The following is a 21,302-nucleotide window of genomic DNA, read 5'->3' on the forward strand; positions in this document are numbered from 1 at the left end:
ACCCGAACCCGGGGTGATCTGCCAGTTGTAGCCGATCTGCGCACCGCCGGAGAAGCCGTCCTGGCTGCGGTCGCGGAAGGAGGCGACGGTGCCGGGGGCGGCGTAGGGGAAGGGCACCGCGAAGGTGTTGTTGGTGCGGCTGCTGGCGTCGAAGGCGTAGCCGGCGTTGATACCGAAGTAGGCGCCGGTCCAGGTGAAGACCGGGACGGGGGTGAACACCGGCGGCGGGGCGGCGCGGCGCGGCAGGTCGGCGGCCGAGGCGGCGGCGGTCAGGGCCGTGAAGGCGGCCAGCGAGGCCAGGAGCTTGGTCATAACGGAAGGTCCAAATTTCGATCTGGGTGTATGGCTACCGGTCCGTGATAGAAAAGGCTGTAGTTTTACGGACACACCATTCGGCGACGGGGTAGGGCGGCTTAGTAAACCGAATATGAACGCACCCGAGATCGGCAAAATACATCGCCTGACACTCAGCCGGTCGCCACAACATCTCAGATGCGTTTTGGTTGCAGTCCGCCGCCACGTCGCTTGGCAGCTGTGGCCGAAGGGCTACAGGACGGGGTCGGCGGTTCGCTGCAGTGTAGGACCCTCACTGGGTTTTCAGCCCCACCATGCCGATCCGGCCCGAGGACCGCTACTTCTGTCCCGTCGATTGGGCGCAGCTCTCGGCCGTGATCCGGTTCGGGCGGGCGAGAGACTGCTGCGAAGGTTGCGGGCGGCCGCGCAGGCGGATGGTCTACCGCCTCGGCGATGGCCGTGGTGGGCGCGGATGCCGGCCGGTGGCGCCGTGGCGCTCGGTATCCTCGGCGGCGTCGTGGTTGGCAGTGCCATCGCGTTGGCCAACAGCGGCTAGAGCGGTTTCGGTTTAATCGGGGTCGTATCCTGTCGCGACGAAGAAGTTTGCAGCCTCGTCGGGCGTGACGGCATCGACGAGCCGCCCGATAGTGGTCCAGAGCCCTTCGCGCGTGCGCTCGGCGGCCTTGCGCAGCCCCGCCTTCAACTTCGAGAACGCCATCTCGATCGGATTGAAGTCCGGCGAGTAGGGCGGGAGGAACAGGAGCCGCGCGCCTGCCGCCTCGATCGCCGCGCGCACGGCCGGGCCTTTGTGGCTGCCGAGATTGTCCATGATCACGATGTCCCCGGGTGCGAGTTCGGGCACCAGGACCTGATCGACGTAGACTTGGAAGGCGTCGCGGTTGATCGGCCCGTCGAGCACGAACGGCGCGGCGATCCCGGACAGGCGCAGGCCCGCCACCAGGGTCGTGGTCTTCCAATGACCGTGCGGGACGGGGGAGCGCAGCCGCTGGCCGCGGGGACAGCGCCCGCGGGTGCGGGCCATGTTGGTGGCAGTCCACGTCTCGTCGAGGAACACCTGCCGGTCCGGGCCGAGATCGGGCTGGCTCTCGAACCACGCTTCCCGGGCGGCCTTCACGTCCGGCCGATCCTGCTCTGCGGCGTGGGCCGTCTTTTTTTGTACGTCAGGTCGCGCGCGTCGAGGAAGGCCCACAGCGTGCCGAGCCCGACGGTGAGGCCATGCTCGTCCTGCAACCGGGCGCGCATCTCCTCCAGGGTGATGTCAACCTTCTCGTCGATCAGCGTACGCAGGAACGTCTCGTAGGGGTCGAGCTTGGAGCGGCGGGCACGCCCCTGCGGCCGGGCGGCCACCGTCCCAGTCGCGGCGAGCGCCGCCATCCAGCGGATCGCGGTTGCTTGGCCGACCCCGAAGCGGGCGGCCGCCTGACGGCGCGAGGTCGCCGCAGCCGCGGTCACCACCCGCTCGCGCAGGTCCAAGCTGTAGGGGCGGCCCATGCATCACTCCGGCTGTCGACCGGCCTAATGAATCAGCCTCCCAGCGCCGCGTGAACCCCACCAAGCCGACTCAGCCCAAACCGAAAACGCTCTAGTACCCGGGCCGTCCGGTCTGCTCCGCGCCCAATCCGTACGGTTCCTCTGCCACGTCGAGCGACGCGCGTACGTTGACCCGTACGGGGACGAGCACGTTCGGCGGGTCGGGGTTCGTGAGGAGGCCCACGCCATTCCCGGAGGCTGGGGAATGGCAGACGTGGGTGGCCTAGGTGGCTTTCGTATTTGATCCGGTATCGGCCAGGATCGCGTCGCCGCGGCGCCGACACACCTATCCACCGTGGAACATAGCGCCACCGGAACAAGAACCGAATCTCGGCATTGGCGGCTCACATTGTGGAGACGACGATGACTGACAAGAAGGGCAACGGTAGCACGACAGCCAAGAAAGCGAATGCCAAGGCGAGCAAGGAGGGTAAATCCAATCCTCGTAAGTCGTCGGCGGCACAGGCCGAACTCGGCAAGAAGGGCGCTAAGAGCAAATAAGCGAAGCCTTCACCCCACTTAGACGGGCGCTTCGAGGGCTGGCAGCCCCCGGGGCCGGTGCCCCGCGGTCTCCAGTCCTGCCGCCTCGCACCGACCCTCGCACGACTGCTCGACCTGGGCTTCGAGGGGTAGATGCGGAGATCTGTCCCCACCAGCCTGTCATCGCGTGCCCGCCGGCAACAGCACCGTGTGGCGTCGCGAACGCCTCGGGCACATCGGCAAGGGTAAGCGTTACCGTAGCAGGTGTTCCGCGCAGAAAAAGGCCGCTCCCGAAGGAGCAGCCCGACGTCTAGGGAGGAAACGCTCTCGGGGAGGGCTGCGAAACTGCGACGCCGTCGCGGTCTCACGTGGCCCGCCTCAGCCTGCGCGGTGCGGCGCACAACTGCGGTCGGGCTTCGTCGCGCGCAAAAGTGGCGCTGGATGTCCGCTCAGGTGCGCGTCCGCGCCGTGGCTCGGGCTCCCGGAACGTTCCGGGGCCGCGTCTCACCTAGCTTCGTGGGAGACGCAGTCGTGTCGGCCGTCAGCGGGCCAAAGCGTCGGCCGGGCCACCGGCATGCTGGCCCGAGTACCGGTAGGCCGGGGCGGTGCGATAGTGGGTCACTGAGACTTCTGGCAGGACCACCGAGGCGTTGCCGACGTAGCCCGAGTAGGCCGAAGCCGGATAGGGGCTGTGCCTGCTGTCGATGCCCTGCGCCAGGGCGGGCGTGGCGACGGCGACCAGGGCGGCCGCGGCGAGCAGATGCAGCTTCATGACGATCTCCATGCGGGTTCGTTCGACTTCACGGGGAAGCCATCCGGTCAGTCGGGTCGCGTGAGGAAGATCGTCGGTGCGGCGGTCTCGATCGCGGCGGCTGTGCTTGGCCGGCTGTGACCTCTCAACGGCATACTCTGCCGATCGTTCGCCGGGTTTTGTGCGCCGCCACACAGGGGGTGCACCGAGACAGGCGATCTATCCGTGACCCCTCCCCACCAATACCCCCCGACAAATCCCGACCGAGGTCCGAGGTTGTGAGCGGCTTGCTGCGCAGGCGCACACCAAGATCAAACGCCAGGATCAAGCATCCCATTGTTGACGAGGGCGTTGCGCGTGGAGCTGTGCCTCGGCTTGCTCGCGCTGCAGGATCTCATGGCGGAGCGCATCGTTCACGGATCGAAGTTCGCGGGCGCGATGCCGGTCGGTCCGAATGACCAGCCAAGCGAGGGCAGCAGCGAGACACAGGGCGGTGACGATAACTGCAGCCAGGATCGACCGGCGGAACGCGGCTCGTTCGGCGCGTGTGGCCTGGAGTTCTATCTCTGCTCGGTCGAACTCAGCGATAGCCGTCCGAATACGCCTCATCAGGTCGCGTCCGGCGTTGGTGCGCACAATGGTGAGCGCTCCCGCTTGGTCGCCCGCCTGCATGCGCTCGGTCGTTCGCGCTAGCTCGGCCACCTTCTCACCGATGATGGGGCGGAGCTGATCCAGCCGGGCTTGCTGCTCTGCGTTGTCGCCCGTGAGGTACCGCAACTCTGCCTCGGCAGCCGGCAACTCGCGGCGAGCGGTCGTGAACGGGTCGAGGTAAGTCAGGTCGCCGGTGAGCAGGTAGCCGCGCTGGCCTGTCTCCGCTTCTTGAATGAGCCGAGATAGCCGCGCCTCGGCCCGCCGCACTTCAGCGGAGTGCACAGCCCACGCATCGGCATCCGCGCTGGCCAGAGCGGCAACGACGGCTGCCAAGCCGGCGAGAATGAGCAAGGCGAACCCGACGACCATCGCGGCGGTTTCGCGAGATCCGGGGGGGCGTCGGGCGGAGCGATCTTCCAAGTTGCATCCTCCGCACTGGGAATTGGCAGCTTGGCAGTGCCGACATAGGGGCCGCGTTGGCAAGACCATCGCACGTCGCTCAGGCCCGACAAGGGCTCGTCGCCGCGGTCGCCACACCGCCCTGCTGCAGACCGTCGCCGCGTCGCTCGTCCCGTCCGACTGCCCGCGAGATTTCTCACAGGATCGCCTCGGTTACGGTCGAACGCTGCCCCTCGGCGGCCTTTCATCGCTTCCGTTGCCTACTCCTCTGTGCGCCGCTTAACGGGCGGCAGGGCGTCGCCGGGCGTCGTCGCGTCCCGTTGATAGTTGGGCCCGCCGATCGCCACCTCGGCGACGTCGTCGATCGCCTCGATCACCTTCGAGGTCGCGTTGTAGAGCGGCCCCCGCGGCTTGGCCCTGGTCAGAGCCTTGCGGCGCTGCCAGTGCCAGTGCTCAAGCGCTTGGACCGCCGTTTGCACTGTTCTTTCAAGTCGTGGAGGACCAGTGCATGCGCCTGGATCTTGATGGGCAGGGCGGGTGGCTGATTACACCGGCGCAATTAGCGCATCGGCTCGGCATGAGCGAGCCGGCTCTACGACGGCAAGCTGCTCTCGGCCATATCGATAGCCGCCTTGATCGAGGCTATGGCCGTGATGAGGGCCGTTCGCGTGTGACGGTAATCGTTGGCAAATTCGGTTGGCAGGGCATCTTCCATGCCGATGGCCGCCTGCTCTCTGAGTTCCGGTGGGAGCCTCGGCCAAGCACCATGAGCCTCAACAAGCTGAAGGCATCGCACAGACCTTGAAGACTGTCCGCCGTGGCTCATCGAGAGTGGCCGCGAACCAGCGCCGTCGAGCCTCAGATAACCGCCCTGCCCCCATTCCGCGTTTCGGGCTGCGTTGCGTACTGGCCCCGGTCGTGAGGAACGGCACCAAGGCCCGGTCATCCCGTACCCGGATCGGGTGACGGGTCTTATCGGGCACATCAGCCCCGCGGGTCTCCGAGTGCTGCTTCGCTATCGGCCCGCCTTTGCGAGGTCATCGCGAGTTCCTCCCAAACAGCCCTCAGACCGGTAGCTCCCGCTACCGGGCTTCTTTTTGACCAACAGGAGGGTCAGACTGCTGATGGTCAATGGAGGATTAGGGCGAGCATGCGACGCCCTCAAGTCCGCGCAAGCCTTTGGGTTCGCAATGCTGGGCGCTCGAAAGCACTGGAGACCCCGCAGCGCGTACATGGAAAATCAGGAAAGTACATGCACGGTTCACTGACAACAGCACCCGCTGTCCGCTGGCTTGCAAAGCTGTCGCTTTGAGCGTGCCTTCAAGTGACGACGGCGGTTTTCAAGGATCTGGCGACGTCATCAGCCTGATCTCGGGTCAGGCCCGTCAACAGAATGGCATCGTCCCGGTACACCGTGTACGTGCCGTCGTCTGTCGCGCGGATACGGATCATGTCAGCCCCCCGTGGCGAACTGCGTAGTAGCGTATACTCGGGCAGGGTATTGGCAAGGGTTGGCCGGTAAGAGTCTGTTTGCCACCGTGTCGCAGCTTGCACCCGCGGCCGGAGCGCGACCTCCGAGCTTCGGCAAGAGTGGCGTCAGGGCGCGATCTCGTTCCGGTCCCGGTGCGGCCTCGTCGGCGCAGTCGCGCTCGCCTAGCGTGGACCGCTCTTCTCGGATCTGACGCCGTGCACGAGGGTCGCCAGGTAGATGGCGGATGCGATCACGGCGCAGGCGATGACGCCGAGGGCTTGAGCGGTTGGCACGGTCATACCAGCAACCATGCCGTCCGGTTGTGGCGAGCATGTTGCCGGATTTGGGCAGGGCAATCACGAGCTAGCGATATGGTGTGCCGGGCTCCACGGCGGGCGTTAGGTCACAGCCATGCTTTGGTCCTGCCTGATCCTCATCGCCGAACAGGCGTTCGTGCCGGCGCAGTGGGAGCGCGCCTCCGTGCGAAGGGAGGCGGTTCTCGAAGGGCTCGTGCTCGGTGCCGTCGCCGCCACCGTTGGCACCGGGGCTCTCGTATTCTCGACAGGAGCCATTGAGATCCGCGGCATAACCCACTGCGTGGACTGGCAGCGAAGGCACAACCAGGTGCGGCTGGACGATGGGCCGCTACCGCCTCTTGCCCCTGAACGCCCCAGTCCCCCGCTACTCAAGCACCGTGCGGCCGCTCCTGGTCGAACCGCCGAGATGTAGAACGGTGCAGAGGCCCAGTCCGTCCGAAGGAGCGACCGATCGGCACGTGCGCTCGGCGCTTGGTTTCAGCGAGCGCTCTGCCACCGAGCAGTGATCTCCCGGAAGGCCACATCGCCGTCCGCCTCTGACGCGCCTTCCGACCCGAAGGATCGAACCGACTGGCGCACGATGACGCCGTCGCGCGTGATCGACCAGTCGAACCGGCCGGGCTCCTTCGCAGAGGGCGTCACACGCAGCGTGTGAGGGTTCGGCTTGAAGATGATCATGACCTGCATGTGGTGGCTGACAGAACCATCCGTCAGGGGACGGAAGACAATGGACGGGCCGGAGTTCTCCCCAAGCCCCGTCAACCCGTGATCAGATAGGGCGACGGGGCTGACTGTCGTCCCTGAGGCACAGGACGGACTGCCTGCCGGGGAACGCGCTCTCGGGTCTCGGCCGTTCGGCTCGACAGCGAACGGCGAGAACACCCACTGTTCCAGACCAGATGGCCGAGACCGGCCACCACTCAGGTGAGTGCCTGTGGGTGAAGCGAGGGCGTGCCGGAGTACCGGTTCGGATCCTGCGGACAGCCGGTATGCACCCGGCGATGAGAAAGCCTCCGGCGGCCATTCTCCGCGTAGGATCCATAGAGCACCAGCGCACCATGGCAGGATGGGCAGCGCTTGGGCGCCATCACGTAGACGCCTCTTGCTTCGGTCGCGCTGATCGGACGCCAGACGCCCTCGATCTTGGCTTCACAGATCTGTGTATCAAGTGCTGCCATGCCTGCGAGGCGCCATGCTGAAGGGGTCGATACCAGCCTCGGATCGGGTGCGAGAGCGTGGCAAAACGCCAGCGCTCAGTTCATGCGTTGGCGCCGGTTCTCGACCTCCTGCTGGGCCAACTTGCGCCCCAGCGCCAGCAGCAGCGCATCTGCCTGGGCCTTCAGATTGGGATCCTGCATCTCCACGATCGCCTGTTGGGCGGCAATGATATGATCGGCCGCCCGGTCCAGAGGCGCCTCGCCCAAGTGTGTCTCGGGCTCGTCGAACGTACCCTCGCTCACCCGCATCCGAGTGATGTCGATCAAGATGCCGCTCCCACCAATCGGCCTACCAATGTGATCGTGTGTGAAACGGCCGCGGGCCAAGACCCAGCGCGTCCGCCCGTCTATGGAGGTCACCCGGTATTCGGTCAGGTACGTGCTGCCGTCACGAGCACTGCGCCGAGCCAGAGCGAGCACCCGCTCTCGATCCTCTGCATGAATTGCATCGATGTACGCAGCGAGCGGCATACCTTCCTCGGATTCGCCGGGAACCAAGTTGAACAGCAGCGCCACGAATCCATCGGAGCGTACTTGATCAGTTGCCGCGTCCCAATCCCATCGGCCGATCACATCGAGTGCATCGAGGGCGTTCTGGAATGCTGCGGGACAGGTCTGTCGCGGAAGAGGCTTGGCTTTCGGCACCGAGGCACCCGGCTTTGGTTACTCGCTAACCTTTCTATCTGGCACAATCGTGCAATCACAAGGGAAAATTTATGCCGCACCGCAACTGCTGCGTGCACATTTCGACGGTCGTATGCAGAGCGTATGATCCGTACGTGCATGAGGCGCCATCGTGCGCTCGGACGGATGGCCGATGAGATCGAAGAGGGCAAGTCTGAGCGTGGACGCGCAGGAGGATCAGCCACAGGGCGACATCCACGACCGTCCGATGCAGTCGGGGGTCTCAGCGAAACGGTGGGTTCTGGGCCGCGTCGCCGAAGCGCTGGGGATGCCTCTGGCCACGCTGTACGACCCGCTCAGCGCTACCATGCTAGCGGCAGATGCCGCCTCCGATCTCGACCACGAATGTGAGGCACTTCTGCACGCCTACAAGCGCATCAGCGATCCCGGGCGCCGCCGCCTCCTCGATCTCGTGCAGGAGGCGGCCGAGAGAGCCTGAACCGCCGACCCGTGGGTGTTCGAAGGCGGTTCGGCCTACCGAACCAAGCAGGGTCAGATCTGGTGGATCCCGGTATGGGAATTCGCCAGGAGAGGCGCTGACCGGTGAGCTGCCGGCGCTTCGCGTAGATCGGCAGCACGGGCTCGCTGCCGGCCTTCACCGTGCTGGTGGCGATCCTGGCGTACCGCGGGCTCACAGGGCTGGTGCCGTGGCGGCTCAGAATGGATCGAACGGGCCGCGTGCCCCCAGGTTCTGCAAACAGAACCCTCGGCGCTGTGGGGAGCACCCCGCGGGGGCGGCCGTTGCCCCGAGATGCGCACAGCCCCCGCCGTCCTGATCATGCTCGTCCGCTCGGGCCCGACCTCGTGTACGTGGCGGGCGACACGCTCCCGCCACAAGACCCATCGCGCCAGACGACAGCGCTCAAGTGGATCGTCAGCCCTCCTGCGATCGTGGTGTTCCGGGCTCCTCAATGAGGATCTCACCGCTTCTGGTTGCCACTCTCCAGCGCTGCTCCGCCTGCGTGTTGGCTCGGGCAGGCATTCCACTCGCCGCTCGCCCGCGGCTTGTGACGGCCCCATTCCTTCCGGACCACAAACGTCAGATCCGCCCGGCCCGGCGCCGCGGCTATCTTCCTTCAAGACCAGCATAGCGTCGGAGATATCGAACCATCTCTCAACCAAGCGCGTTTCTCAGCCTTCAACTCAAAGGAAGCTTCTCATGCGTCATCGCGTTCTCGCAGCCGCGGCCGTCTTCAGCCTCGTTACAGGTGGGGCCTATGCGCAGGCTCCCGCGGCGGCTCCTGTTGCGCCCTCCACTCCCGGCGCTTCGGGCGTAGTTGCGCCGCAGAACAGCACTACCGGTAGCAACGGCGCCGTGACGGCTTCGCCGACCGGGCAGCCGGCCGACACGATGTCCAACAGCTCGTCGTCCGCCGGGAATGCCAATCAGCCTGAGCGCGCTGTTCCTCAGGGCGGCGGTGGTGGCGGCAGCAGCAAGTAGCCGCTGAGCGCCAGCATTTGCGCGCTCTTCCTTCGGTCCCGCCGGCACCGCCGCGCGGGGCCTTCTATCCGCATCTCACTCTGTCGGCACCGGGCCTTCGTATCGGACGTCGACCCACCCGCGTCGTCTTCAGAAGGTGTTCCGCCCCAGAGGGGCCGATGCACGGCCAAGCCATCTACGCCGCCGTCATCGCCGGCTCCGTCGAGTTCGACTGTCTCTATCACGAGGTTCCCGAGACCCGAGACGACTGATCGGGTCGGCAATACAGGACCGCGAATGAGCCCGCCCGGTCCGCCGGAGCGGGCTTTTTCGTTCCAGCCGACCAGAACTAGGTGACGCGGCCGGACACCGCGTAGATGACGATCCAAATCCCGACAGTTAGGACGATCGACGCCATGACAGCGGCCGGATGAGCCCGCGTGTGGGTATCGGCGCTGCGTGAGGGAGCGATCTGATCCGAGCCGTCGCTCCCGGCGCGAGATGGCCCCGACGCCAGCGACCGCACGGCCGAGTATGGCGCCGAGGGCGGGTCATCGAGCTAGGCGGACGCGATCAGCATCCAGTTGCGAGCCCGAGCCAGTCGGTCGTCGTCAGAGGCAAGCGGCATGTCCGTGATGACGCGTTCGACGATGTGGCGCGTCATCTCCTCATCTAGGCCGATGCCCACCGCGAACCCTTCGAGGCGCCTCATCAAGCGCTCGATGACGATCTCGCGGTTGGGGTCGGCGTCGTCGCTCATCCCTGGTCCGGAAAACCCATGATGACGGCGGTCTTCGCCGTCGTGCGGAACTGCTCGGGCGTGGTGCCCTTACCTCGCCTTGCATATCAGAGCGCCCGTCTACCGTCGCCTCCTGTCGCGACCAGATCTGAGGGGGACTGAGCATTGAGCGCCCACCGACGGTCGGGCTAATGCCTGCTAGCGGATGGAGCGCTCCAAGATCATTGAGCGCGGTGATACTCCGTTTGGTGGCACGATCAAGTTCCACGATGGTGCGCAATTTCATTGCGCGATCGTGTTTATTTTCGACTGAATGACCTAGGTAAATGACAACAATTTATATTTCTCAAACAGACGTGGATGATGGATGTATCGGCAGATGGGAACTGCTAAACGCGGCTCTTGACTGAGGCGAGGTACTCGATGTGCGACTCAGCCTTGGCGGGCTCGGAGGTTTCGATAGTGCCTCCGAATGTCAGTCCGACACCTGAGACGCTCATCCTCCGCGAACATATTCGCCGGATCCTGCGCAAGCTCTGCGATCTCGGTGGCGTTCGATAGTCCGGACGTCAGCGCCGCCAGCAGGCACGCGGATGTCCGGATGTAGCCGCGTGGCTCTAGCTGGGTTCTCGAAGGGCCACGGAGGCGGCGACCGCTCGCATCATACGCGGCTCCTGAGCGAGCCGGCGGAAACTCACCCATCTGAGACGTCCTGAGAGCTATAGGTGCCGACGGCACATGGCCGAAAGCCGCCGGTCCGCTTCTGGGCTGGTCCGCTGGAAAATCGGACGGGCTGCCAAGATCCAGCTCGGACAGGTATGCTCGCCAGATCTTCGCCTCGAAGCAGTTGTTCAGGGCGAATCATTCTCCAAGATGTGCTCGACCGTGGGTGGCCGAAGCCACGCACTCGCCGTATCCGAGTCGCCACGCGCATTGCGCCGGATGACCTGCGGCGGCTGCCCGAACGCTCGGAGGAACGCGCGACGCATCCGGTTGCGGTCTGCGAAGCCGGTTTGGTTGGCGACGGCGTCAATAGGATGCCGGCTGCGTTCCATCAAAACCCGCGCAGCCTCGACCCGGAGATTTTCGACTGCCTTGGCCGGCGATTGGCCGGTCTCCGCATGGAAGACGCGGCTGAACTGGCGCGGGCTGAGGTGCGCGGCTTCCGCCAACTCCTCGACCGATAGCGGGCGGTGTAGATTGCGCTTGGCGTAGGTCAGGGCCGCTTGGATGCGGTCCGACTTCGCGTCGAGGTCGAGCAGGGTCGAGAACTGCGACTGGCCCCCCGCCCGGCGATGGTAGAGCACGAGCTTCTTGGCGATCTCCTTCGTCACCTCGTGACCGAGATCTGCCTCGATCAGAGCGAGGACGAGGTCGATGCCGGCACTCATGCCCGCCGATGTCCAGATCGGGCCGTCGTTGATGAAAATGCGGTCCGTGTCGGCCGCGCACTTCGGGAACCGGTGCTGCAACTCGCGCGCATGCATCCAGTGCGTCGTGACCCGTCGGCCGTCGAGCAGTCCGGCCTCGCCGAGAACGAAGGCCCCCGTGCAGATGGCGGTGACGCGCCGGGCCCGGGCAGCCGCACGCTGAACGAGCGCGACGAGGCCCGGCGTCGACGGTTGCACGAAGGTGCCGCCGCCGATGACGAGTGTGTCGAAGGGCGTCTCGCCGAATGCCTCCGTTTCCACATTCATGCCGGCCGAGGTGCTGACCGGACCTCCGTGCTCGGAGATGAAGTGGATGTCGTAGATCGCTTCGTCCGATGCGAGGTTGGCGACCTCGAAGGCCGGCACGGCCGCCAGCGCCATCATCGAGTAGCCGGGATAGACGACGAAGCCGACGCGCTGCATGCCACCTCCTATGACCTAAACCGACGCAAATATGACATTTGCGCCATGTCGGGGCAACGGTAGCGTCCTCACATCGAACGCCGCCAACCTGTGGCGCGAGAGAAGAGGAGAACGACGATGACTACGCAAACCGGCAAGGGCCTTGCCGTTGTCACCGGTGCATCCGCCGGCATCGGCGCGGTCTACGCCGACCGTCTCGCCAAGCGGGAGTATGACCTCCTGCTGGTCGCCCGAAACGGTGAACGCCTGCAGGCGCTGGCCGACCGTCTGACCCACGAGACAGGACGCAAGGTCGAGCCGTTCAAGGCCGACCTAGGCCGCAAGGACGATCTCACGCGCCTGGAGATGCGCCTGCGCGAGGACGCGAGCATTACCATGCTCGTCAACAACGCCGGCATCGGCTCCGTCGCCTCGACCCTTCAGGCCGACGTGGAGGCGATGGACGCGATGATCCAGCTCAATATCACCGCGCTGACCCGACTGACCTACGCGGTCGCGCCGGCTTTCGTTGCGCGCGGCTCGGGGACCATCATCAACATCTCGTCCGTCGTCGGCATCGCGGTCGAGATGCTCAACGGCGTCTACAGCGCCTCGAAGTCCTACGTCCTCAGCTTCGGCCACGCGCTGCAGAAGGACCTCGCGGACAAGGGCGTGCGCGTCCAGACCGTGCTGCCCGGCGCGACGGCCACAGAGTTCTGGGATGTCGCAGGATACGCGGCCCAGAAGACGTCCGCGATCACCATGTCGGCGGCCGATCTGGTCGACGCAGCCTTGGCTGGTCTCGACCAGGGCGAACTCGTCACCATCCCGGGCCTGCAGGACGTAGATGACTGGACGCGCTGGGAGGAGGATCGCCGGGCCATGGCCGCCAAGTTCGGCAACGCCAAGCCGTCGGCGCGCTACGGGCTCGCGGCGGCGAACGCGGCCTGAACCCGGAGACTGTCCATGCCGTACCTCCAGCTCGACGTGACCGGCCCGTATTCCGTGGCCTCCAAGAAGCGCCTCGCGGCGCAGATGAGCCGGACCTATGCGGAGATGATGTCGGTCGACATCAGGCGGATCAGCGTCGCCATCCGCGAGCTCGGCGAGGGCGGCGTGTGGCGGATACCGGAAGCCGGCGGCGAGCCGGTGCCGGTCTCCGTGATGATGCTGGACATCCGCAAAGGACGCTCGGCCGAGTTGCGGATGGAGGTCGCCAAGGCGCTGTGCGCCCATTGCGTCGAGATCCTCGGCCTGCGCGAGGATCGCCTCAACGTCGAGTTCACGCAGCATTCCGGCGACGAGATGTATCACCCGACCCTCGGGGGCTACAGCCCCGAGTGGTCGCCGGACGAGCGATGATCAGTGTCGCAAACGGTTCTGGCCGTAAGCGGCTGGTCCATCTTTGTGAGTGCCGGTGTCGAGAGCGGACGAGCCGCTCCTAACTCGCTGAGGTTATGCCGAGCGCCTGGCGCTCAGTGCTGTACAGGCAGAGTATAAACAGTCCTCGGATCGCAGGCTGCCGAAGGAACGCGGTGACAAATCCTGCGCCGGCTTGTGAGCCTTGTGATGCCCGTGATCTGACTGGCGATCTCGCTCACCACAGCGATGTCGGCATAACACAGGAGCGACGGATCAAACCTCGACCTGCATGCCGGTCTGCGCGGTGATGCGGCTGTAGTGCTCGGTCCGGCGATGCCGGGCGAAGTCGAAGATCGTCGTCTTGCCGAAGGCGCACTTGTCGAAGTCGCAGGCGGCCAGGATGAGTTCGTCCTCCTCCGTTGTCGCCCGTGCGAGGACGAATCCATCCGGGTCGACGATGATCGAGCCGCCCATCAGCGGATGCCCATCCTCGATGCCGGCCTTGGCCACGCCGACGACATAAGTTGCGTTCTGATAGGCGCCCGCCTGAAGCGACAGGTCGGAATGGAACAGACGCTTCTCCAGGCCTTCGGCACTCTGCTGACCGTTCGCCGAGGGGGTGTTGTAGCCGATCGTGACGAGTTCCACCCCCTGAAGGCCCAGGCACCGGTAGGTCTCCGGCCAGCGCCGGTCGTTGCAGATCGCCATGCCCATCACGACACCGGCGTTGCGCCAAACGCGAAATCCGAGATCGCCCGGCTCGAAGTAGCGCTTCTCCAGATGCTGGTGGGTGCGCTTCGGGTCGTACTCGCTGTGCCCGGGTAGATGGATCTTGCGGTACTTGCCGACGATGGCGCCCGCCCGGTCGGTCAGGATCGAGGTGTTGAAGCGGCGTCCCTCGGGCGTCAGTTCGGCGTAGCCGAAGGTGATCGCAATCCCCAGGGCGCGTGCGCGCTCGAACAGGGGCGCCGTCGCGCCGTTCGGCATCTCGCGCTCGAAGAACCCGTCGATCTCGGCCTCGTCCTCCATGTACCATCGTGGAAAGAAGGTGGTAAGCGCGAGCTCCGGATAGACCAGCATCTCGACACCCCGAGCGGCGGCGGCTTCCAGAAGGTCGATCATCCGGGCCACGACGACCTGCCGGCTGTCGGCACGCTGGATCGGGCCCATCTGAGCGCCGCCGACGACGAGTTGAACCATGGGTGAGCTCACCTTTCTGGATCGGTCATGGCCGGGCCGAACGCCCTGCAACCCCGTATTCTCCCGCCGGTGCAAAGCCGCTGCCAAGCTCTGAAACCGGCGCCTGCACGAACCCGCATGCAACCCTTGCAGACAGCTTGGCTGAAGATTTGCGGGACAGACGTCAGTTGCCGGCCATCCCACGTCGGCACGAGACCGAGGTCCCGACATGTCGACGTTGGCATCCTGGCGATTCGCGATCTTGTCCTTCGCCTGGCTGGTGGGCATGCACCACGCCTCCTTGGCCCAGGGCGTGCTGCGGATCGGCATGACCGCCTCCGACATCCCGCTGACCACGGGACAGGCCGACAACGGCGGCGAGGGGATCCGCTTCGTCGGGCAGACGATCTACGACGCGTTGATCGCCTGGGACCTCTCCCGCTCCGACAAGCCGGCCGAACTGATACCCGGCCTCGCGACGAGCTGGACGGTGGATCCGGTCGATAGGAACAGATGGACGCTCAAGATCCGACCGGGGGTCAAATTCCACGACGGGTCCGATTTCACCGCCGATGCGGCCGTTTGGAACTTCGACAAGCTGTTGAAGCCCGACGCCCCTCAATACGACCCGCGACAGTCCGCGCAGGGCAAGGTGCGCATTCCGGCGGTTGCGAGCTACCGGGCAATCGATCGGATGACGCTGGAGGTCATGACCAAGGCACCCGATGCGACGCTCCCCTACCAGCTCGTCTATATCGCCATGTCCTCGCCGGCGCAGTGGGAGAAGGTAGGCCGGTCCTGGGACACCTTCGCCAAGCAGCCATCGGGTACGGGCCCATGGAAGCTGACGCTGTTCGCCCCGCGCGAGCGCGCGGAGATGGTGCCCAACGGCGCCTATTGGGACCAAGCACGTGTGCCGAAGCTCGACAAGCTGGTGCTGGTGCCGCTGCCCGATGCGAACGCGCGTGTCGCCGCGCTGCGTTCCGGTCAGGTCGACTGGATCGAGGCGCCGTCGCCGGACGCGGTCGCATCCCTGAAGAAGGCGGGCTTCACCATCGCCACCAACTCGTATCCGCACAACTGGACATGGCACCTGTCGCGCGTCGAGGGGTCGCCCTGGAACGACATCAGAGTGCGAAAGGCGGTCAATCTCGCCATCGATCGCGAGGGATTGAGGGAGCTGCTCGGCGGCTTGGCGGTGCCAGCCACGGGGTTCCTACCTTCCAACGACGCGTGGTTCGGCAACCCCACGTTCCGGGTGAAGTACGATCCCGAAGCGGCCAGGAAGCTCCTCGCCGAAGCGGGCTACAGCCCGGCCAAGCCTCTGAGGACCAGGATCGCGATCTCGGCATCGGGCTCCGGCCAGATGCAGCCTCTGCCGATGAACGAGTTCATACAGCAGAACCTTGCCGAGGTCGGCGTCCAGATCGACTACGAGGTGGTCGAGTGGAACACGCTCATCAACATGTGGCGCGCCGGTGCCAAGGCCGACATCTCACGCGGCGTGACCGGGATCAACTACAGCTACTCGCTGCAGGATCCGTACAGTGCGCTGATCCGTCATCTTAAGTGCGACCTGACGGCTCCCGTGGGAACCAACTGGGGATACTATTGCGATCCAGCGATGGACAAAATGTTCGATGACGTGCGCAACACCTTCGATCCCGTTCAGCAAGCCAAGGTCCTGATGAGGATCCACGAGAAGTTCGTCGACGATGCGCTGTTCGTCATGGTCGTCCATGACGTGAACCCGCGAGCCATGAGCTCGAGCGTGAAGGGGTTCGTTCAAGCTCAGAGTTGGAACCAGAGCCTCTCGCCGGTCTACATCTCGGCTCCGGAACGTTAGCGGGTGAGATGAGCGCCGTTCAAAGCCGATAGGACGTTGGCCGGATGTGGTCGATAGCGGAATGGCTGCTTCGGAGAAAAAACTGACAGGAAAGCAGCCCGCCTAAGAGCCTATGAGCAATCCGCAGCCGGCATGATTGACACGTGAGCTGACACCACCTTCCAACCGCTGTCGGGTAGACGCATCCAAGTCTGGCTTTGACGCCCGATGCCGGCCTTGCCGCGCGGCTTGAATTCCAGATTGACCGTGGCGAAATCGCTCCCGAGCGTCAGGATCTCCAGCCGGATTCGCGCCTCCTTGGTCCCGCCCGGCGGCGGATCGGCTGCGACGCGTGCGGCGTGGACTTCGGCAAAGCCGTAGCAGTTCTCGTGGAGGGCGAAGCGGATCGTGTGCGGACTGTCCCAGAAGGTCTCATCGAGAACGGCGACATCCTTCTCGACGAGCGCCCGCTCGTAGCGCTCAAACAGGGCGGTGATCTCGGCCACGACCTCGGGGCGGTTCACAGTCGCGTCCATTCAGCCCTCCAGGGCGACGGCGGTACGGAGCAGGTCGAGGTCGGCTCCACGGGCACCTAGGATCGACAGGCCGACCGGAGCGCCGTCGACAAGTGCGCCCGGCAGATTGACCTGCGGGACGCCGGTGAGGCCGCCGTGGCTCGTCAGGCAGGCGATGCGCTCGCGCAGAGGATGCAGCGCGCCGAGCGGCAGCCCGCGCAGGGGCGCCGGGAACGGGGTGGTCGGGAGGCACAGGATCGTGCCGGGGGACAGAAGCCGCGCGAGCCGCGCCCGGGCCTCGATCCGCATCAGGCTCGCAGCGCTGCGCTCGGCATCGGTTATCATCGAGCCCTGGATCAACGATCGGGCGACCGCGAAGGCCATGCGTGGATTGCAGGCATTGAGCCAGGGTTCGAAGGTCTGCCACGCCTCGCTGCTCTGGAGGACGCGCTGCGCCCGCTGCCACACGGACAAGCCCTGCGGCGCAAGGGTCACGTCGCGGCGGTTGCCGATCAGGGCGGCCAAGCGGTCGACCTGCGGGGCCAGCGCCTCCTGCACGGCGGCATCGGCGAAGCCGAGCGCGTCGGCGGCCACGAGCAGCGTGTGCGGCGTGTGGTCCGGCATAGCTTCGCCGAACACCACCTCGCCGACCCGCGCGAAGGTGCGCGCGTCCCGGGCGAACCAGCCGCAGGTATCGGAGCTCGGCGCCTGGACGCAGATCCCAGAAAAGTCGACGCGGCCGTGCGTTGGCCGGATGCCGTAGAGGCCGCAGAAGCTCGCCGGTACGCGCACGGACCCGCCGGTATCCGTGCCCAGGGCGAAGTCGCAGGCGCCCGCGGCCACCGCGGAGGCCGAGCCGCTGGACGAGCCGCCGGGCACCCGATCGGGCGCCGCAGGATTGAGCGGCGTGCCGTCGTGGGCGTTCTCGCCGAGAATTCCCAGTGAGACTTCGTCGGTGACCGTCTTGCCGACGACCGAGGCGCCCGCATCGAGCAGCGTCTGCACCACGCCGGCATGGCGGGCCGGCGTCGGGTAGACGCGCGGCCAGTCCGGGTTTCCGCCTCCCGTGGGAGTGTCCGCGAGGTCGATCAGGTCTTTGACGGCGAAGGTGAGGCCGGCAAGCGGCCCCGTCGCGGATCCGGCGACGCGGAGGCGCGATCCGGGCAGGAACGGGTCCGTCGAGAGGGGCTGCGCGGTCGTCATGCGGGGATCGGTTCCTGCCATTGGGCGCCGGGCACGGCGGCGAACAGCGCCTCGGTATAGGGGTGCTTCGGCGCGAAGAAGATCTCGGCCGTGGGCGCGACCTCGACCACCTGACCGGACCGCATCACCGCGATCCGGTCGCAGACCTGCAGAGCGACCCGGAGATCGTGGGTCACGAACAGCATGCTGAGGTGCAGCCGCGCCTTGATGTCGGCGAGCAGCGCAAGGACCTGCGCCTGCACGGAGACGTCCAGGGCCGAGACCGGCTCGTCGGCCACCAGGATCTCGGGCTTCATGGCGAGCGCCCGGGCGATGCCGATCCGCTGGCGCTGGCCACCGCTGAACTCGTGCGGGAAGCGCTGCGCCGCCGAGGGGTCGAGGCCGACCAGCGCCAGCATCTCGCACGCCTGGACCCGTGCGATCCCGGGCTCGGTGCCGTGGATGATCGGCCCCTCAGCGACGATGTCGACCACGCGCTGGCGCGGATCGAGGGAGCCGTACGGGTCTTGGAACACCATCTGCACGCGCCGGCGGTGCGGGCGCATCTGGCGGCGGCTCAGCTCGGCGACGCTGTGTCCGGCAAGCAGAATTTCGCCGCCATCGACCGGCATCAGGCGGGTGATCGCCCGCGCCAGCGTGCTCTTGCCCGAGCCGCTCTCGCCTACGAGGCCCAGAGTCTCGCCCCGCCTAAGCAGAACGTCCACGCCGTCGAGGGCTCGGGTGACGCGGCTCCCGAAAAGGCCGCGGGCGCCGTAGGTCTTCTCGACCTGCTTGGCCTCCACCACGAGAGGTGCGGTGCTGGCGGCGCGGCGCGGCGGCGGGACGAGCTTCGGCACGGCGGCGATGAGGGCGCGGGTGTAGGGATGCTTCGGAGCCCCGAGCACCGAGGCTTTTGGCCCCTGCTCGACCAGGACGCCTTTCTGCAAGACTGCCACCGTGTCGGCGATGTCGGCCACGACGCCGAAATCGTGCGTGATGAACAGGACGCTCGTGCCGTGCTCGCGCTGCAGATCGCGGATGAGGGAGAGAATCTGCGCCTGCGTGGTGACGTCGAGGGCCGTGGTCGGCTCGTCGGCGATGAGCAGCCGCGGGCTCAGCGCCAGCGCCATGGCGATCATCGCCCGCTGGCGCTGGCCGCCCGAGAGCTGGTGCGGGTAGGAGCGCAGGAGCCGGATCGGGTCCGGGAGGTGGACGCTCGCGAGGAGCGCGAGGATGCGCGCCCGGCGGTCCGCGCGCCCGAGCGTCGTGTGGATTCGCAGGACCTCGTCGATCTGCCGCCCGATCGTGTGGAGCGGGTTCAGGGCCGTCATCGGCTCCTGGAAGATCATCGCAATGCGCGCCCCCCGGACCTTGCGCATCTGACGCGCGGTGATCGCGGCGAGATCCGCGCCCTCGAACTGGATGCGCCCGCCGGCCACACGCACGCGCGGTCCCGGGAGCAGCCCGAGGATCGCGCGGGCCACCATCGACTTGCCCGATCCGCTCTCGCCGATCAGGCAGGTGACCGCGCCGGGCCGCAGGACCAGATCCAGGTCGGTGACGGCATTCGGACGGTCCGCGCCGGGCGGCAGCGTGATCGTGAGCTTCTCGATCTCGAGGACGGCGTCGCTCATCGCTCTCGGAGCCTCGGATTCAGGACCTCGTTCAGGCCGTCCCCGACGAGATTGATCGCGAGGACGGTCAGCAGGATCGCCAGCCCGGGGAAGGCGCAGATCCACCACGCCGACCGGAGCACCGCGCGGCCCGAGCTGATGATCAGGCCCCAGCTCATGACGTTGGGATCGCCGAGGCCGAGGAAGGCGAGCCCCGCCTCGATCAGGACCGCCGTGCCGATCAGGAGCGTGCCGACGGCGATGATCGCCGAGGTGCAGTTCGGCAGCATATGGCGGAAGACGATGCGCGCGTCGCCCGCCCCCAGGCCGTCGCAGGCCAGCACGAACTCGCGGCCGCCGAGCGCCACGAACTCACCCCGGACCAGCCGGGCGATGCCGGGCCAGGAGACGGCCGCGATGGCCACGACCTCGCTGAAGAGCGACGGCGACAGGATCGCCACGATCAGGATCGCCAGCACGAAGGCGGGGATCGTCTGGAAGAACTCCGTGAGTCGCATCAGCGCGACCTCGACGCCGCCCCGGTAGTAGCCGGCCAGCCCGCCGATCAGGGTCCCGAGCAGGATCGCCGCCCCGGTGGCGCTGAGGCCGATGATCAGGGAGGTGCGGGCGCCGTACGCGATCTCGGCGGCCACGTCCCGGCCCAGCGTGTCGGTGCCGAGCAGAAACTGGCCGCCCGGCGGCTGGAGGGCCGGGCCGACGAGCGCGAACGGATCGCCCGGATAGAGCAGTGGCGTGAGCGCCACGAGGGCGATCAGGCCGAGGAGCACCGCCGCCCCCGCGAGCGCGAGGCGGTTGCTTGCGAACCGCGCCAAGGCCGTTTGCATCGCTACAGCTCCATCCGCGGATCGAGGCAGACGTAGACGAGGTCCACGGCGAGGTTGATCACCACGACGAGGCAGGCCGAGACGAAGAAGATGCCGAGGAGCAGGTTGAGGTCGCGCGACTGGAGCGCGTTGAAGGCCAGTGTGCCGACCCCCGGCCAGCCGAACACTGTCTCGACCACGATCGAGCCGCCGATCAGGTTGCCGGCCTGCACGCCCGCCATGGTGACCACCGGCAGCAGCGCGTTGCGCAGGACGTGCCCGACCATCACCCGCGCCTCGGTTTGACCCTTGGCGCGGGCGGTGGTGACGTAGTCCATGCCGATCTGTTCCAGCACGGAGGCGCGCATCACCCGCGCGTAGACCGCGAGGTAGAACAGCGCGAGCGCCACCGCCGGCATGACGAGGTGGCGGCCGACGTCCCAGACCTCGTCCCAGCCCTCGTTGTCGGCGCCGACCGTGTCGTAGCCGCTGGTGGGCAGCCAGCCGAGACGGATGGCGAAGACCACGATCATCATCAGCCCGAGCCAGAAGCCCGGGGTTGCGTAGGCCACGAGGCTGACGAGAGAAATGACCGCGTCGCGCCAGGAATTCCGCCCGGTCGCGGCCACGAGGCCGAGGAGCGTGCCGATCAGCAACGCGGCCGCGAAGGCGGTCAGCATCAGCAGCCCGGTGGGCCAGAGCCGGTCGACGATCAGGCTCCCAACCGGGCTGTCGTTGCGGAACGAGTAGCCGAGATCGAGGTGGAGCATGTTCAGCAGGTAGACGCCGAACTGCGTGGCAAGTGGCCGGTCGAGGCCGAATTTGTGGCGCAGCTGCTCCATGTATTCGGGGCTGGCCGCCCCGCTCTCGCCCGCCAGCACGGAGGCCGCATCGCCGGGCGCGAGGTGGATCAGGAAGAAGTTGAGCACGACGATGCCGAGCACCACCGGGATCGCCAGCAGCAGCCGGTAACCGAGGAAACGCGCGAGCCGCACG

At 66.5% G+C, this 21,302-nt stretch carries 21 protein-coding genes and 1 pseudogene; 6 read left to right on the plus strand and 16 right to left on the minus strand.

Features of this window, described 5'->3' with window-relative positions:
- Together ME121_RS23095 and ME121_RS34075 are read right to left on the minus strand one after the other, a co-directional pair.
- A pseudogene (locus ME121_RS23095) lies at window positions 1-312 on the minus strand (porin family protein); the annotation flags it as partial.
- Window positions 313-862: 550 nt separating this feature from the next.
- A protein-coding gene (locus ME121_RS34075) for an IS630 family transposase (RefSeq protein WP_206406872.1) occupies window positions 863-1,806 on the minus strand; the annotation gives its coding sequence in 2 pieces (ribosomal slippage) (window positions 863-1,470 and window positions 1,470-1,806; 945 coding nt in all).
- A gap of 402 nt (window positions 1,807-2,208) precedes the next feature.
- Here ME121_RS34075 and ME121_RS34080 point away from each other — a divergent pair.
- On the plus strand, window positions 2,209-2,346 hold the full coding sequence (locus ME121_RS34080) for a hypothetical protein (protein WP_179240078.1): 138 nt from the start codon (window positions 2,209-2,211) through the stop codon (window positions 2,344-2,346).
- Between the two features lie 520 nt (window positions 2,347-2,866).
- Here ME121_RS34080 and ME121_RS23110 read toward each other — a convergent pair.
- The 3 genes from ME121_RS23110 to ME121_RS23120 form a co-directional block, all read right to left on the minus strand.
- Window positions 2,867-3,097: a hypothetical protein gene (locus tag ME121_RS23110; protein WP_059409653.1), complete on the minus strand. Its 231-nt coding sequence runs from the start codon at window positions 3,095-3,097 to the stop codon at window positions 2,867-2,869.
- A gap of 303 nt (window positions 3,098-3,400) precedes the next feature.
- Window positions 3,401-4,096 (minus strand): CHASE3 domain-containing protein, encoded by a 696-nt coding sequence (locus ME121_RS23115; protein WP_059409636.1) that lies wholly within the window; start codon window positions 4,094-4,096, stop codon window positions 3,401-3,403.
- A gap of 290 nt (window positions 4,097-4,386) precedes the next feature.
- A complete protein-coding gene (locus ME121_RS23120) occupies window positions 4,387-4,605 on the minus strand; it encodes a hypothetical protein (protein ID WP_059409637.1) in 219 nt (72 codons plus the stop codon).
- Between the two features lie 29 nt (window positions 4,606-4,634).
- Between ME121_RS23120 and ME121_RS34085 the strand changes: the two genes are divergently transcribed.
- On the plus strand, window positions 4,635-4,931 hold the full coding sequence (locus tag ME121_RS34085; protein WP_133250947.1) for a DUF6522 family protein: 297 nt from the start codon (window positions 4,635-4,637) through the stop codon (window positions 4,929-4,931).
- A 1,460-nt stretch (window positions 4,932-6,391) separates the two neighbouring features.
- Here ME121_RS34085 and ME121_RS23125 read toward each other — a convergent pair.
- The 3 genes from ME121_RS23125 to ME121_RS23130 form a co-directional block, all read right to left on the minus strand.
- Window positions 6,392-6,592 (minus strand): hypothetical protein, encoded by a 201-nt coding sequence (locus tag ME121_RS23125; RefSeq protein WP_076729487.1) that lies wholly within the window; start codon window positions 6,590-6,592, stop codon window positions 6,392-6,394.
- Between the two features lie 242 nt (window positions 6,593-6,834).
- The gene (locus ME121_RS34090) at window positions 6,835-7,092 is read right to left on the minus strand and encodes a hypothetical protein (protein ID WP_083461073.1); all 258 of its coding nucleotides are present in this window, start codon (window positions 7,090-7,092) and stop codon (window positions 6,835-6,837) included.
- A gap of 75 nt (window positions 7,093-7,167) precedes the next feature.
- The gene (locus ME121_RS23130; RefSeq protein ID WP_059409639.1) at window positions 7,168-7,776 is read right to left on the minus strand and encodes a PAS domain-containing protein; all 609 of its coding nucleotides are present in this window, start codon (window positions 7,774-7,776) and stop codon (window positions 7,168-7,170) included.
- Window positions 7,777-7,975: 199 nt separating this feature from the next.
- Here ME121_RS23130 and ME121_RS23135 point away from each other — a divergent pair, with 199 nt between their 5' ends.
- Window positions 7,976-8,254, plus strand: coding sequence for a hypothetical protein (locus tag ME121_RS23135; protein ID WP_143739317.1), 279 nt, complete (start codon window positions 7,976-7,978; stop codon window positions 8,252-8,254).
- 1,540 nt (window positions 8,255-9,794) lie between these two features.
- On the opposite strand, the gene ME121_RS23140 is transcribed toward ME121_RS23135, so the two are convergent.
- Both ME121_RS23140 and ME121_RS23145 read right to left on the minus strand, forming a co-directional pair.
- Window positions 9,795-9,995 carry a hypothetical protein gene (locus ME121_RS23140; RefSeq protein WP_059409641.1) on the minus strand — a complete coding sequence of 67 codons (201 nt, stop codon included), beginning with the start codon at window positions 9,993-9,995 and terminating at the stop codon, window positions 9,795-9,797.
- Window positions 9,996-10,825: 830 nt separating this feature from the next.
- A complete protein-coding gene (locus ME121_RS23145; RefSeq protein ID WP_059409642.1) occupies window positions 10,826-11,827 on the minus strand; it encodes a GlxA family transcriptional regulator in 1,002 nt (333 codons plus the stop codon).
- A gap of 117 nt (window positions 11,828-11,944) precedes the next feature.
- On the opposite strand from ME121_RS23145, the gene ME121_RS23150 reads away from it, so the two are divergent.
- Window positions 11,945-12,757, plus strand: coding sequence for an SDR family NAD(P)-dependent oxidoreductase (locus tag ME121_RS23150; RefSeq protein ID WP_029359257.1), 813 nt, complete (start codon window positions 11,945-11,947; stop codon window positions 12,755-12,757).
- Between the two features lie 15 nt (window positions 12,758-12,772).
- Window positions 12,773-13,168: a tautomerase family protein gene (locus ME121_RS23155; RefSeq protein WP_029359258.1), complete on the plus strand. Its 396-nt coding sequence runs from the start codon at window positions 12,773-12,775 to the stop codon at window positions 13,166-13,168.
- A 273-nt stretch (window positions 13,169-13,441) separates the two neighbouring features.
- On the opposite strand, the gene ME121_RS23160 is transcribed toward ME121_RS23155, so the two are convergent.
- Window positions 13,442-14,368, minus strand: a complete 927-nt coding sequence (locus ME121_RS23160; RefSeq protein WP_029359260.1) for an N-carbamoyl-D-amino-acid hydrolase — start codon at window positions 14,366-14,368, stop codon at window positions 13,442-13,444.
- 265 nt (window positions 14,369-14,633) lie between these two features.
- Between ME121_RS23160 and ME121_RS23165 the strand changes: the two genes are divergently transcribed.
- On the plus strand, window positions 14,634-16,193 hold the full coding sequence (locus ME121_RS23165; protein WP_059409654.1) for an ABC transporter substrate-binding protein: 1,560 nt from the start codon (window positions 14,634-14,636) through the stop codon (window positions 16,191-16,193).
- Window positions 16,194-16,303: 110 nt separating this feature from the next.
- Here ME121_RS23165 and hpxZ read toward each other — a convergent pair whose 3' ends face one another.
- The 5 genes from hpxZ to ME121_RS23190 are packed head-to-tail and all read right to left on the minus strand — an operon-like array spanning window position 16,304 to window position 21,301.
- Window positions 16,304-16,708, minus strand: a complete 405-nt coding sequence (hpxZ, locus tag ME121_RS23170; protein WP_029359265.1) for an oxalurate catabolism protein HpxZ — start codon at window positions 16,706-16,708, stop codon at window positions 16,304-16,306.
- Window positions 16,709-17,890, minus strand: coding sequence for an amidase (locus tag ME121_RS23175; RefSeq protein ID WP_059409643.1), 1,182 nt, complete (start codon window positions 17,888-17,890; stop codon window positions 16,709-16,711).
- Window positions 17,887-19,503, minus strand: a complete 1,617-nt coding sequence (locus ME121_RS23180) for an ABC transporter ATP-binding protein (RefSeq protein ID WP_059409644.1) — start codon at window positions 19,501-19,503, stop codon at window positions 17,887-17,889. Before ME121_RS23180 ends, ME121_RS23175 begins: the two co-directional genes overlap by 4 nt.
- Window positions 19,500-20,315, minus strand: a complete 816-nt coding sequence (locus tag ME121_RS23185; protein ID WP_342586404.1) for an ABC transporter permease — start codon at window positions 20,313-20,315, stop codon at window positions 19,500-19,502. The genes ME121_RS23180 and ME121_RS23185 overlap by 4 nt, the downstream gene beginning before the upstream one ends.
- A 14-nt stretch (window positions 20,316-20,329) precedes the next feature.
- Window positions 20,330-21,301 (minus strand): ABC transporter permease, encoded by a 972-nt coding sequence (locus ME121_RS23190; protein ID WP_053622072.1) that lies wholly within the window; start codon window positions 21,299-21,301, stop codon window positions 20,330-20,332.
- Between the last annotated feature and the right edge of the window lies 1 nt (window position 21,302).

This window comes from Methylobacterium sp. ME121, from assembly GCF_000974725.1.
GTDB classification, from domain to species: Bacteria; Pseudomonadota; Alphaproteobacteria; order Rhizobiales; family Beijerinckiaceae; genus Methylobacterium; species Methylobacterium radiotolerans.

Bases quoted from the DNA above. Each gene is read 5' to 3' on its own strand.
- ME121_RS23140 (WP_059409641.1), bottom strand. From the start codon at position 9,995: ATGAGCGACGACGCCGACCCCAACCGCGAGATCGTCATCGAGCGCTTG.
- ME121_RS23115 (WP_059409636.1), bottom strand. From the start codon at position 4,096: ATGGTCGTCGGGTTCGCCTTGCTCATTCTCGCCGGCTTGGCAGCCGTC.
- ME121_RS23175 (WP_059409643.1), bottom strand. From the start codon at position 17,890: ATGACGACCGCGCAGCCCCTCTCGACGGACCCGTTCCTGCCCGGATCG.
- ME121_RS23180 (WP_059409644.1), bottom strand. From the start codon at position 19,503: ATGAGCGACGCCGTCCTCGAGATCGAGAAGCTCACGATCACGCTGCCG.
- hpxZ (WP_029359265.1), bottom strand. From the start codon at position 16,708: ATGGACGCGACTGTGAACCGCCCCGAGGTCGTGGCCGAGATCACCGCC.
- ME121_RS34090 (WP_083461073.1), bottom strand. From the start codon at position 7,092: ATGGCAGCACTTGATACACAGATCTGTGAAGCCAAGATCGAGGGCGTC.
- ME121_RS34080 (WP_179240078.1), top strand. From the start codon at position 2,209: ATGACTGACAAGAAGGGCAACGGTAGCACGACAGCCAAGAAAGCGAAT.
- ME121_RS34085 (WP_133250947.1), top strand. From the start codon at position 4,635: ATGCGCCTGGATCTTGATGGGCAGGGCGGGTGGCTGATTACACCGGCG.
- ME121_RS23150 (WP_029359257.1), top strand. From the start codon at position 11,945: ATGACTACGCAAACCGGCAAGGGCCTTGCCGTTGTCACCGGTGCATCC.
- ME121_RS23155 (WP_029359258.1), top strand. From the start codon at position 12,773: ATGCCGTACCTCCAGCTCGACGTGACCGGCCCGTATTCCGTGGCCTCC.
- ME121_RS23165 (WP_059409654.1), top strand. From the start codon at position 14,634: ATGCACCACGCCTCCTTGGCCCAGGGCGTGCTGCGGATCGGCATGACC.
- ME121_RS23145 (WP_059409642.1), bottom strand. From the start codon at position 11,827: ATGCAGCGCGTCGGCTTCGTCGTCTATCCCGGCTACTCGATGATGGCG.
- ME121_RS23110 (WP_059409653.1), bottom strand. From the start codon at position 3,097: ATGAAGCTGCATCTGCTCGCCGCGGCCGCCCTGGTCGCCGTCGCCACG.
- ME121_RS23125 (WP_076729487.1), bottom strand. From the start codon at position 6,592: ATGATCATCTTCAAGCCGAACCCTCACACGCTGCGTGTGACGCCCTCT.
- ME121_RS23160 (WP_029359260.1), bottom strand. From the start codon at position 14,368: ATGGTTCAACTCGTCGTCGGCGGCGCTCAGATGGGCCCGATCCAGCGT.